At 67.8% G+C, this 12,818-nt stretch carries 8 protein-coding genes; 3 read left to right on the forward strand and 5 right to left on the reverse strand.

Annotated elements, in window-relative coordinates; genetic code table 11:
* Positions 1–90 precede the first annotated feature (90 nt).
* Positions 91–1,050 (reverse strand): neutral zinc metallopeptidase, encoded by a 960-nt coding sequence (locus EII35_RS14715; protein ID WP_125229220.1) that lies wholly within the window; start codon positions 1,048–1,050, stop codon positions 91–93.
* A 718-nt stretch (positions 1,051–1,768) separates the two neighbouring features.
* On the opposite strand from EII35_RS14715, the gene EII35_RS14720 reads away from it, so the two are divergent.
* A complete protein-coding gene (locus EII35_RS14720; RefSeq protein ID WP_185744379.1) occupies positions 1,769–2,581 on the forward strand; it encodes a TIGR02452 family protein in 813 nt (270 codons plus the stop codon).
* Positions 2,582–2,591: 10 nt separating this feature from the next.
* Here the strand turns inward: EII35_RS14720 and EII35_RS14725 are convergent, their stop codons facing one another.
* Both EII35_RS14725 and EII35_RS14730 read right to left on the reverse strand, forming a co-directional pair.
* Positions 2,592–3,857, reverse strand: a complete 1,266-nt coding sequence (locus tag EII35_RS14725; protein ID WP_185744380.1) for a hypothetical protein — start codon at positions 3,855–3,857, stop codon at positions 2,592–2,594.
* A gap of 44 nt (positions 3,858–3,901) precedes the next feature.
* A complete protein-coding gene (locus tag EII35_RS14730) occupies positions 3,902–5,386 on the reverse strand; it encodes a right-handed parallel beta-helix repeat-containing protein (RefSeq protein WP_125229222.1) in 1,485 nt (494 codons plus the stop codon).
* Positions 5,387–5,558: 172 nt separating this feature from the next.
* Between EII35_RS14730 and purL the strand changes: the two genes are divergently transcribed.
* Together purL and EII35_RS14740 are read left to right on the forward strand one after the other, a co-directional pair.
* The gene (purL, locus tag EII35_RS14735) at positions 5,559–7,814 is read left to right on the forward strand and encodes a phosphoribosylformylglycinamidine synthase subunit PurL (RefSeq protein WP_125229223.1); all 2,256 of its coding nucleotides are present in this window, start codon (positions 5,559–5,561) and stop codon (positions 7,812–7,814) included.
* A 22-nt stretch (positions 7,815–7,836) separates the two neighbouring features.
* The gene (locus tag EII35_RS14740; protein ID WP_125229224.1) at positions 7,837–9,741 is read left to right on the forward strand and encodes a DUF4132 domain-containing protein; all 1,905 of its coding nucleotides are present in this window, start codon (positions 7,837–7,839) and stop codon (positions 9,739–9,741) included.
* A 24-nt stretch (positions 9,742–9,765) separates the two neighbouring features.
* Here the strand turns inward: EII35_RS14740 and EII35_RS14745 are convergent, their stop codons facing one another.
* A complete protein-coding gene (locus tag EII35_RS14745; RefSeq protein ID WP_125229225.1) occupies positions 9,766–10,614 on the reverse strand; it encodes a MerR family transcriptional regulator in 849 nt (282 codons plus the stop codon).
* Between the two features lie 257 nt (positions 10,615–10,871).
* Entirely contained in the window at positions 10,872–12,650 is a 1,779-nt protein-coding gene (locus EII35_RS14750) for an ABC transporter ATP-binding protein (RefSeq protein ID WP_125229226.1), read from the reverse strand.
* Between the last annotated feature and the right edge of the window lie 168 nt (positions 12,651–12,818).

Consider the following 12,818-nt stretch of genomic DNA (forward strand, 5'->3'; position numbering starts at 1 on the left):
AAACCAGGCCCACCATGACCCCGCGGATCATTCCTCGGGAGGGTCACGGTGGCGGGTTTTCCGGGCTTCGAACAGTTGTGAAACGACCTCTCAGTCCACCATGTCGGCGGGGACGATCCAGGTGTTGCAGCCCTGCATCGTGGTGACGTGGAAGCCTCGGTTGCTCCAGTAGCTGTAGGAGTCGTTTGAACCGTGGCTGGGGCTGTCGGTTCGGCCCTCGGGGAGGATGTGGTGCTCGTAATCGGCCTCGGTGAAGCCGATGTTCAGTGTGAGGGCCTGTCGGGACTCGGAGCAGATGGTCTGCAGCTCCTTGCGGCGGGTGATCTCCCCGTCGTTGCGTGGAAGTCGATCGGTCAACGGGGAGATGCCGCTCTGGTGCTGGATGTGGTGGAAGGTTTCGTGGATGGTGGTCGTGGCCGCGTCGGTGGGGAACTGGGACACGTGTGCGAAGCTCTTGCTGCTCAGGTAGATGGCCTTGTTCTCCGGGCAGTAGAAGACCTGGTACCAGTCGCTCTCCATGCCGCAGGGGGTGGAGATCTGCCCGGTGAAGGCGATCACCTGTACCGGTTCGAGTTCCAGGCCCAGCGTTGCGAAATGGGGTCGCCATGCCTGGAGCATGCAGTCGGCCAGGGTTGCTGTGTAGTGGCGGAACTGCTCGTGGTCGTCGAAGGTCTGGATGTCTGGGCAGTCCGCGACGGGGTACTCCGCCTTGAACAGCGGGTGCTGGGTCAGCTCCTCCGGGAACGATGTGGCGGGCTCGAGTTCCTCGATCGTTGTTTCTGGCAGCCAGTCGGGCAGGGGCGGTTGCTCGAAGGTGGCGAACTCACCCAAGGGCTCCAGACGCGACGCGGAGGGAGAGGGTGCCGGGGTCGATGAGGACGGTCGGAAGGTCTCCAGGAGTGCCTCGCGTGTGGGGGTGTCGAGGATGGACACCACGATGAGCGCAGCCGTTATCAACAACACCGCGAGCCATAAGCCTGAGAACTGGGAGCGCTCGCCGTGGGCGGGCGGTGTCGCAGCCGCTCGTGGGCGCTGACCCCATCGACTCATGGTTCACATCCTCCTAAGAGGGCGCGCGGATAGGCGCATCTACTGGGGTCGCCTCGGTGACCCCCTGGCAGCGTTGTCCTCCTCGAACGCACAATCCAGTGCGCTCTTCGTCGTCCGCCTTGCCATGAGGTCACCGTGACGATCCTCGTCACGATCCCCCCATCCGCGCACCCTCCAAGGTGGGCTGTGAAGGCTTCCTGGTGCCCAGCCATACCGCAAGCAGCATCGCCGTGCAGATGAGCCCCACCAAGAAACCAATGGTCAGCCATGGGAGTGCGGGGTGCCCTGGCAGACTCTTCTCATCAACCAATGTTCCAAGCCATTCGGCAGCGACGCCCAGGCTGATGGTGGTCGCTGATGACAGTATCAGTCCTCTGGTGGCCCAACACTGGTTCCTGCTCCTGTGCTCCATGCCTCCCCGATTCTAGGCGTTGTTCACGGGGGATGAGGTTCAACAACGGCGCGCGCACCGTCCTTCCCATCGGGTCAGAGCATCATCAGTACGCTGATTCGCCTGCCTTGGGTCGGAAACGCCTGCCTTCTTTCACTTCGCCTGTCTCGTTGGGCAGGCGAGCCGCCGTCAAGGCAGGCGAGCCCCACCCAGGACAGGCGAACCCGTGTCAAGGCAGGGGAAATCGCCACGGTGACGAGTCGCCGTCATGGCTGGTTGTGCCGGGGAGGGTGGACTGGCGGAGCCCGGCACCCTTATAATGTAAGAATGACAATAAAGCGTGATCTGCGTGCCGCCCAGGCCCGCGAGACCGTCACCATCCTCGAGCGCGGCAGCTACGTCAGCCCCGGCGAGGTCGAGGTCGACCTCAGCGACGACATCCGACGGGCCGTCTCCGGCACCGTCGAGTACGGCCCCGACGCCGACCTCCCGACCCCATCCCCGACGCCGACGCGGGTGCGAATCGAGGTGACGCCAGAGGGGACCTTCGAGGCCGCCCATCGGCTCCGCGACGAGAATCCGGTGGCCCTGAACTTCGCCTCCGCCAAGAACCCCGGCGGCGGGTTCCTCGGCGGTGCCCAGGCCCAGGAGGAGACCCTGGCCCGGGAGAGTGCCCTCTACGCCTGCATCCGGGAACGCACCATGTACCAGCTCAACCGGTCCCGCGACATGCTCTACAGCGACGCGATGATCTACTCACCCGCCGTCCCGGTGTTCCGTGACAGCGACGGCGTGCTCCTCGACCAGCCGTGGCGCACCGCCATCATCACCGCCCCCGCCCCGAACGCTGGCGTCTGGCTGGAACGCAACCCCGGGAAACAGGACGTCCTCCGGGAGGTGCTCCGGGAACGCGCGCGCAAGGTGCTCGTCATCGCCCACCGTCACGGCCACGACAGCGTCGTGCTCGGGGCGTGGGGATGCGGGGTCTTCCGCAACGACCCCGCCGAGGTGGCGACGGCGTTCCGCGACCTCCTCGCCGGTCCGTTCGCCGGGGCCTTCGGCCACGTGGTCTTCGCCATCCTCGACCGCACCCGGGATCAACGCGCCCTGCGTCCCTTCCGGGAGGTTCTCACGCCCTGAGTAGCGCGGTTCAGCGCTTCGGACGCGGCGTCGGCTGCATGACCAGGGAGCGCCAGCGGAAGCCACGGTCCTGGGAGGCCAGCGCCGTGCGGTAGCGGTGCCTCGCCGCGATGGAACGTCGCACCTCCCTCGCCACCCGGGAGAGGAACAGGCGCCGGTACAGGTCGTCGATGAGGGTGGAGGCGGCGAAGGACACCCCCGAGAACAGGGCCAGGATGAGGCACACCCGGAACATGGCCCGATCCAGACCCACCTCGATGCCCAACATCGTCAGGGGCTGCGACTCCCGTCCGCTCCACTCCCGGATGAGCTCGGGCGTGAGGGTGATCGAGCCCACGATGGCGAACACCGCGAAGGTTGCCAGCACGAAGACCGTGATCTGGATCGCCTGGACCGCCACGGCCACCATCACGAGGTTGATCCGTTCGGCGAGGTGCAGCTTCTCGCGGGTCGGCGGGATCCCGGCGAAGGGAGTGCGCTCCAGCAGCGGGGCATGCTCCTCGTCGGTGTCCTCGTCGTCGACCATGTCGATGCTGCTCGGCAGCACCACCAGGAGGGCCAGCCCGATGAGGAAGAAGCCCAACGCCGTCATGCGGGGTTTGCTGATGGCAGCACTGATCTGCCAGAGCTCATTGGTGAAGAAGACCAGCAGGACGGTCAGCAGCAGCAGCGGCAGGGTCCGGGCCACCGCGGGCAGGGCCCGGGTGATCTCCCGAAGGGCGCGTTTCGTGGTCCAGGCGATGACCACGCCGAAGTCCAGCCAGGCCAGGGCGAACGCGACGGCGAGCAGTTCCAGCCGTTCGAGGAAGGTCCAGTGCAGCCGTAACCCCTGGGTGATCTCGAACGGCAGGTCGGCCTCAGAGGGGGCCAGCGTGAGTTTCAGCTCACCTGCCGGGACCAGGAGTTTCGTGATGACGGCCAACCCGACCAGCCACAAGGTCCACACGACCACGTCGACGATGAGTCTTCCCGCCAGGGGAAGTCTTCTCTGCAGTCGGGCCGTGACGATCCCGAACGGGACGGCGAGAAGCAGCAGACCCATCACCCCAGCGGCGGCAATGATCACACGAGGATGCTCCAGCAACTCCTTGAGGGGGATGGGATGGTCGGTCGTGAGGGCGGCCTCCGCCCACAGGGAGGCGATCCCCACCGTCAGCAGGGAGACCAGGATCGCCGTCGTGCGGGGGATGACGCCACGCAGCCGACGCCGCCCGGGCACCATGTGGGGCAGCCCGTTGCGGCGCAGCCAGTCCTCCAGGATGGTCAACGACACCACATGCGGAGCCTAACCCAGCTCAGGGCCCTGGGCCGCCCCGCGGCTCACCGTCGATGGCTGATGCTGGCCTGGCCCACCCCGTCGAGCTGGCCGCGGTGCTCGATGATCGGGGTCGGGCCCGGTGAACGCAGCTTGTTCCCCGAGATGTGGATGTCAACGATGTTGCCGACGGCGGGAGCCTTGTCAGCAGGCCCGTAGGTGACCTCGGCTCCCAGGTAGAACGGCTGGCCCTCGGTGGCGAAGGTGTTCTCCGTGAAGGTGATTCCCCGCAGATCCCCATGACCGCCCGCGAAGAGCACCTCCTTCCCGGTGCCCTGATGAATGGTTGGCCGACCCGAGTACGAGTACGGGTTGGGGTTGAGCCCCGCCGAGGTCGCGGAGCGCTGGTCCCAGATCGACTCCGCCGCCGCGACGGCGTGGGAGGCCTTCCCGATGAGGGTGTTGTCGTGGAAGACGGTGTTGTGGGAGCCGGTGGCGACGTACAGGAACCACCGGGGGACCCGACTGCCGTGGGCCTCGACCCGGTTCTTCTTGAAGACGTTGCCCGTGCTGTTGTGGTAGGCCTGAAGCAGCGCCTCCCCGCCCTTGCCGCGTCCCGTCCGGATCCTGTTGTGCTCGACGAGGTTGTCGGAGGAGCCGTAGGCCACGTGGATTGCCGCCGACGTGCTGTCGTGGAAGTCATTGCTCCGAACGCGGTTTCGGCTGGAGCCGTCCTGGATGGACAGGTTCCTCACGTTGGTCGTGGTGACATTGCGGGCAATGAGACAGTCAGTGGCCCCGCTCAGCGAGATGCCGTAGTACGTCGTGTCCACCTTGTTGTCCACGATGGTGATCCGGGACGTCTTGTTGCGTGGCGGAAGGACCGTTCCCGTCTCCCGGAAACGCATGTAGGCCGGGGCGGGATAACCCGTGAAGGGGTCAGGTTCGGGATGGCTCGTGACGGCGATTCCGACCACCCCCTCCGTCTCGTCCCAGCCCGCAGCCCCGTGGACGACGTTGTCGTGGATGCTCACCTTGTCGACCGGTCCGTCGTCGGCGACCACGTCGATTCCGCGGAACTTCAGGTTGGTGATCGTCAGGTGGCTGATCGTGGTGTCGCTCACCCACGGAGCCAGCACCGCCCGGGTCCGCGCGGCTGAACCCTTGAGGTCGATCCTCACCTCCGTGAGGATGATGCCCTTCGACTGGGCCTTGAACCGGAACACATTCGCGGCATCGCTGCCCTTGGGGACCCCGACGTGGGCCTCGACCAGGGCGCCCTCGCCGTCGAAGGCCTTGAGCCCCGGGGGTAGGACCAGTTCCTTCGAGGTGATGTAGCGGGCGCCGGGCCGCAATCGTACCCCGATGCCCCGGGCCGCGGCCTCGTCGATCCGTTGCTGCAGCAGCGAGGTGTCGTCACCCCCGCTCGGGGCGACCTCGACGGCGGCGCCGTGGTCGGTGTCCGTGGGTGGGGCGGCGGTCGCGGCTGCCGGGGTGAGGGCGAGCGACACCCCGAGCAGGGCGACGGGCAACAGGCGGCGGACCTTCACGTTCACTCCTGACGATCGTGGTGGCTGCCACGTTAATCCTCCGAAGCCGTGAAGCCGAGAGGGCCGGCCAGACGGATGACAGCGCTCTCACCCCCACTTTCCGGGCCGGATCCTCGTGCCACCTCGGGGTGCCGCCACCCATCCCCGCTCGCTGCGGGTTAGATTGACTGTCGTGGCAGACACCGTGGCACATGCAATGGACACCCCCGACCTGGAGCAGCCCTATGCCGCCCTGGGGGTCAAGGACGACGAGTACGCCCGGATCCGTGAGATCCTCGGCCGCCGCCCCACCTCGGCGGAACTCGCGATGTACTCCGTCATGTGGTCGGAGCACTGCTCCTACAAGTCGTCCAAGATCCACCTCAAGCGGTTCGGGGAGCTGAGCCAGGACACCCCACGCGGCCCCCTGCTCGCCGGGATCGGCGAGAACGCCGGTGTCGTCGACATCGGCCAGGGCTACGCCGTGACCTTCAAGGCCGAATCCCACAACCACCCCAGCTACGTCGAGCCCTACCAAGGGGCGGCGACGGGCGTCGGCGGCATCGTCCGCGACATCCTCGCCATGGGGGCCCGTCCCATCGGGGTGATGGACTCGCTGCGCTTCGGGCCGTTGGAAGCCGACGACACCCGCCGGGTCCTTCCCGGCGTGGTGGCCGGGGTCGGCGGCTACGGCAACTGCCTCGGCCTGCCCAACATCGGTGGCGAGGTCCAGTTCCACCGGTCCTACCTGTCGAATCCGCTGGTCAACGCGCTGTGCGTCGGGGTGCTGCGCCACGAGGACCTGCACCGTGCCTTCGCGTCCGGGGTCGGCAACAAGGTCATCCTGTTCGGGGCCGCCACCGGCGGCGACGGCATCGGTGGCGCGTCGATCCTTGCCTCCGAGACCTTCGACGAGGACGGGCCCGCGAAGCGCCCGAGTGTCCAGGTGGGCGACCCCTTCATGGAGAAGCTGCTCATCGAGTGCACCCTCGAGCTGTTCCGGGCCGGGGTGATCCAGGGCATCCAGGACTTCGGCGCGGCGGGGATCTCCTGCGCCACCTCCGAGCTGGCCTCCGCGGGCGACGGCGGCATGTCCGTCGAACTCGACCTCGTCCCGCTGCGCGACCCGAACCTCGCCCCCGAGGAGATCCTCATGAGCGAGTCCCAGGAGCGCATGATGGCGGTGGTGAAGCCGTCGGATGTCGAACGTTTCATGGAGATCTGCGCCAAGTGGGACGTGGCTGCGACGATCATCGGGGAGGTCACCGACGGCGAGCGTCTCGTCATCCACTGGCACGGCGAGTGCATCGTCGACGTCGACCCCCGCACCGTCGCCCACGACGGCCCCACCTATGAGCGGCCGTTCCACCGTCCCGCCTGGTTGGACGAGGTCAACGCGAACCGCGCCGAGGACCTGCCCCGCGACAACAGCCCTGAGGGCATCGTGGCGGCGCTCAAGGCGGTGCTCGCGCACGGCAACATCGCCGACAAGTCGTGGATCACCGACCAGTACGACCGTTACGTCCGCGGCAACTCCGTCCTGGCGCAGCCCGAGGACGCCGGGATGCTGCGCATCGACGAGGAGACGGGGCTCGGCATCGCGCTGTCCCTGGATGCGAACTCCCGGTTCACCTACCTCAACCCCTACCTGGGCGCGCAGCTGTCCCTCATGGAGGCCTACCGCAACGTCGCGGCGACCGGTGCGGAACCGGTGGCCGTCACCGACTGCCTCAACTTCGGCTCCCCCGAGGATCCCGAGGTGATGTGGAGCTTCGTCGAGGCGATCAAGGGCCTCGTCGACGCGTGCCGGGAACTGGGCATCCCCGTCACGGGCGGCAACGTGTCGCTGTACAACCAGACCGGCACCACCCCGATCCTCCCCACCCCCACCATCGGGGTGATGGGGGTCATCGACGACGTGGCCAAGCGGGTCCGGACCGGTTTCCCCCGGCCCGGCGACGGCATCTGGCTGCTCGGCGACACCTCGGAGGAGCTGTCCGGTTCCATCTGGGCCGACGCCGTCCACGACGGTCACCTCGGGGGTGAGCCGCCGAAGGTCGATCTCAGGGCGGAGAAGGAGCTGGCCCATGTGCTGCGGTTCGCGGCCCAGGAGGGGCTCATCTGCTCCGCCCACGATCTCAGTGAGGGTGGCCTCGCAGTGGCGCTCGTCGAGTCGGCCATCCAGGGCGGTCACGGCTTCCGGGTGGATCTCGGCACCGAGGACCCCACCGTCGCGCTGTTCTCCGAGTCGGCGTCGCGGGCCCTCGTGAGCTTCCCGGAGTCGTCGGTGGAGCGGATGATGAGCGTGGCGGAGGAGCACGACGTTCCCCTGCGCCGCATCGGCGAGGTGCTCCAGGAGCCGCGGGCAGAGGTCGAGGGACTGTTCGACCTCACCCTGGGAGAGCTCTACGACGTCTGGACCACCCCCATCCCGGAGGCCATGAAGTAAACGAGGCTGATACCTTCTGGGCATGGCTGACCTCCTCGCCCGTCCGTCGTCGGTGCCTTCCCACGCGAAGTTCGTGAAGGTGGCCCAGCGCCTCGAGGACAGTGGCGCCTACCCGCCCGGGGCCCGGCCCCGGGAGCTCGACCGGGACCTCCAGGATGCCGCTGGCGGCTGGGCGGCTGCCATGTTCTGCCTCCATCTCTGGCACGGCGACGGGGTGCTCGCCGACATCGAGGCCGCGTTGGCGGACCGCTCCAGCAACGAGGCCGCGACGAGGCTGCTGGCCGGGATCGGGAGTCGCGCCAGCCAGGATGCGATGCTGCGTCATCTCGACCACTTCCGGGTGCGGGAGGCCGTCATCGGCAATGCCAGACGGTGGCCCGTCGACACCCTGGAGTCCCTGCTCGCAGCAGGTTCCCGGCGAGGCCAGCGCACCGCGGACCTGTTCCAGATCCTGGCGTGGCGGCATCCCGACTGGGTGAGAGCCCTGCGTGAGGTCAACGACGATCCGGCCATCGACCGCCTGCTCGCCCCGGAACCCGGCGAGGATGCCGAGCCGGGGGAGTGGGAGGCATTGCCCGCCCCGTCGGAGGAGTTCGCCGTGCCCGCCTGGCTCAACCCGTACCGGGTGCCGCGACTGGTACTGCCGTCGGGGCGGGTGCTGCCGATGTCGGAGGTGCCGCGCGCCGTGCAGCTCCTCGCCGACGGTGGGAGCGTCGACCTGTTCACCCCGGCCAGCCTCGCGGCCTTCCTCGCCGACCTGCTGGAGCAGTGGCTCGCCCACGGCGGTCGGGGTGACGCCTGGGTGGTGACGGCTCAGACCAGGGGCGGGGATGCCAGCGCCCGAGCGCTGACGAAGGCGATCCGCTGGTTCCGGGGTCGGCTGCACCGCGTCGCCGCCTATGAGGCGCTGGCCGCGCTCACCGCACTGGGCACGAAGGGGGCGCTCATGGCGCTGGGGGAACTGGCGCAGCAGGAACGCTGGAACGACCTCACCGAGCGGGCATCGGCGGCGCTGGAGGGGATCGCCACGGCGCGTGGGGTCAGCGTCGTGGAACTGGAGGACGACTCCGTGCCCGACCTGGGGCTCGACGCCGACGGTGGGATGCTGCTCGACTTCGGGCCGAGGCAGTTCCGGGTCCGCGTCGATCACTCCCTCACCGCGCGGCTGAGCAACGCCAATGGCAAGGCGTTGCGGTCGCTGCCCCGGGCGGGCGCCAAGGACGATCCCGCCAGGGCGGCGGAGGCGACGGCGACGTTTCGGGAACTCAGGAAGCAGCTCACCGGGCTGGTCCGCATCCAGACGGCCCGGATGGAGGCTGCCATGAGCAGCCGGAGATCCTGGCCCTCGGAGCGGTTCCGGGAGGTCTTCCTCGCCCATCCGGTGATGCGCTGCGTGGCGCACCGGCTGCTGTGGTCGATGGACGGGCAACGCGTCTTCCGCGTGGATGAGGACTTCCAGCCGGTGGATGTCTCCGACGATCCCGTGGCGTTCGGGGCGGGGGCGTCCATCGCGTTGGCGCATCCCTTGGAGCTGCCCTCCGGGGAGCTGGATCGGTGGGCGCCCGTCCTCGCCGACCACGAGATCACGACCCTCGTCGAGCAGGTGGGGCGTGGCGTGTACCGGGAGATGCCGGACCTGGTGGGGGAGTGGGTCTCGGTCGGGGCCCTGCAGGGTCTCGTGGCCCACGGCTGGCAGCGTCGGGTGGGCGACGGCGGCTGCATCGTCGCGCTGACCCGTCCCGTCGGCGATGGCATGGTGGAGCTCGGGATCGACTGCGACGCCTGGGTGATGGGGCTGAGGCCACCGAGGGAACCGGCCCGGCGCACCGGGGTCTCCCTGTCCGGGGACCCGGCCACGATGAATCCCGTGGTCCTCAGTGAGACCCTCCGGGATCTGGCCCGGCTGCCGTGGCGTGAGGGGGTGTGACCAGGACGGCGTGCGAAGGATGAATCACTGCGGTCGTTCTGGTGCGCACCTGGCTGCTGGGTCCTCGTGTGAGGGTGGCTCGATTGGTTGCTGCAATTCGGTGACCCAGTCGGTCTGGTCCTCGGGGAAGGCCCGGATGTAGCTTTCGCGACACGCTCCGGTGGGTGCAGAGCCTCGCTCAAGGATTGCTGAGTGCAGTTGCTGCCAGCTGGTTCCGATCCGTTCCATTCCCCCGAGGTGGACAGCGCACAGGGCGGTCTCCACGGCAGGCACCTCGACGATCTCGAACCCGTCACGAGGCGGGCCGTGGTAGATGTAGCCGACCGTGACCCGTGTGCCGTTCTCTGTCTGTTCATAGATCGCGACCGGAGCGTCCAGAGCGCCAGGCATGTCGCCGATGACGGCGGCGATCGCGTCGAAGGCCGGGCCGACGAAACCAGCCATGTCGGGACGCTCCGACAGGACCGTGGTGCGTGCAGCAAGCCGCAGGGCTGGCAGGGGTTTCTCGATGTACTCGATGGGGGACATGATTTTTCCTGTCTCGATCAGGTGCAGGCGTCTCTCGACGTCGATGAGTCGTGCCTGTGTTGTTCGATGTTGCCGCTCGACCTCTGCGCGACGTGCCCGCAACTGTTCGGTGAGGAAAGCCGTGGAGACTCCCTCGGCGAGCATGGCTTGGATGTCGTCGATGCTGAAGTCCAAACGACGTAGGGCGACAATTCTGTGCAACTGGTGGAGCTGAGATGGGTCGTAGAAACGGTGGCCGGTGAATTCATCGACGTGGGCAGGGATCAGAAGGCCAGCGGCGTCCCAGTGCCGCAACTGGCGGTGGGTGACCTGACCGATCTGTGCAAATGCTCCGATGGACAGCATGGAATCAGTCAAGCACCTGCCACGGTGTCAGGTGCAACCCGGTCCGGCAGCCCGGGTCAGGATGTCAGAGTCGAACGCGATGGCTGTCCCCTGTGCGACCGTCCCGCCCGAATCGCGGTGGCGAGTTCGTCGGCCCACGGGAAGGGCACTGCACATGTGCGGCGCGTTCCTACTGAGAGCGCTCTTATGACCAACGTCCGCACAGTTGCAGCGCTTGCCGCAGTGACGGCCCGGGTGGGGCCGCTCTCATCGATGGACTACTCGGTCTCGGTGTGAATCCTGAGGGCGGTGATGAACTCGCGGTAGAGGTCATCGCGTGCCAGGAGTTCCGGGTGGGTGCCGCGATCACGGATGTGTCCTTGGTCGAGGACGATGATCTGGTCGGCGCCCAGCACCGTGGACAGGCGGTGGGCGATGGTGATGACGGCACCTGTGGCGGAAACCTTCTCGATCACCTGCTGGATGGCGGCCTCGGTGATCCCGTCCAGCTGTGCCGTCGCCTCGTCGAGGAGGAGGACGTCAGGGGTTCGGACGAGGGCTCGGGCCACGGCGAGGCGTTGCCTCTCGCCGCCTGAGAGTGTCGATTCCATGACGTCGGAGTCGAGTCCCTCCGGGAGCCCGCGCACCTTGTCGGCCAGGCGGACCGCGTCCAGTGCGGTCCAGGCCTCGTCGTCGGTGGCGCTGTCGGCCCGGAACAGCACGTTCTCGCGGATGGTGCCCGGGATGATGGGGGTCTCCTGCTCGACGTAGGCGAATCGGGAGCGGACCTCGTCGATCGACAGGGTGTCGTAGGGGCGGCCCTCGAGGTCGAGTTGGCCGCCGGTTGGGTTGATGAGACGCAGCAGCAGGGAGAACACCGTCGTCTTGCCCGCCCCGGAGGGGCCGACGAGGGCGGTGTGGCCGCGCCTGGGAATCTCGAAGCTCACCTCGGCCAGGGCCGGGGCCGGGGTGTCGAGGTACTGGGCGGTGACGTTGCGCAGGGCGAGCAGCGGAGCATTCGGCGAGGCCGGGCCGGGGGAGGAGCCGGGGGTGGCGGTGGTGTCCTCGGGCACCAGGTCTGCGGTCTCGTGGATGCGGGCTGCCGCGGCGAGGCCGGACTGCATGGAGGTGAAGGCCGAGCCGAGAGTGATGATCGGGTCGACGATGTTGAGGGCATAGAGCAGGAAGGCGACCAGCGTCGAGACGGCGAGGTCGCCGGTGCTGACTCGCCAGGTTCCCAGTCCGAGGACGACGATGAGGGCCAGTTGCGTGCCGCCGCCGGCGACGGCCCCGATGAGTGCGGAGTACCACACGGAGCGGATGGAATGACGGGCGGACTTCTCGGCCTGTTCGGTGACGCGGGTGATCTCGCGGGCCTCGCGTCGGCTGGACTTCACGGTTCGTAGCGCCCGGAGCCGTCCCTCCAGGGCGGAACCCAGGTCCCCGATGGCGTCCTGGGCCTGTTTGTCGGCCTGCCCGATCCGTGGCAGCAGGATGGCGAACAGCGCCCCGATGACGATCAGTGATGCCAGGGTGGTGAGGAACAGCTGCCAGTCGAGGACGGCCATGAGGGCGACGGTTCCGACGAGGGAGATCGCTCCGCTGACGAACTGCACGATGGCGGAACTTGCTGCCTCCCGTAGCAGGACGGTGTCGCTGGTGACGCGGGTCACCAGCTCTCCGGTGCGGAAGCGCTGCACCTGTTCCATCCGCGAGGACAGGAACCGGTGGATCAGGGAGCGGCGGGCATCGAGCACGATGTGTTCGGCCAGCCGCCCCAACAGGAACGACTGCGCCAGCCCGGCAAACGTCCCCACGACGAGCAGGGTGACCAGGATGAGGATGGGGCCGCTGAGGGAGACATCGGTGCCCAGCGAATCCAGCACGTGCTTCGTCGCCAGGGGCGTGGCAAGGGTGACGGCGGTCCCGAGCACGCCGAGCACCAACCCCAGCAGGATCACTCCGACATGGGGCCGGGCGTGGGGGAGCAGGATTGCCAGCCCGTCGCGCAGGGGGATGGGAGGATCGTTGCGTTCCTCGACAGCTGTCTTCGTCATGGATGTCCTTGACCGTCGGTCGGATTCCTCCATGATGCTCTGTCACCCCAAGCGAGGCGGGCATTCCGGATCAAGGCTTCCATCTCAGGGCGGTCACGGCGCGCAGGATGAACCAGAGGGTCAGCCAGCCTGCGCTCAATGCGGCTGCTGGAGCGACGGGTAGGGCGA

Source organism: Arachnia propionica (genome assembly GCF_003932785.1).
Taxonomy (GTDB): domain Bacteria; phylum Actinomycetota; class Actinomycetes; order Propionibacteriales; family Propionibacteriaceae; genus Arachnia; species Arachnia propionica_B.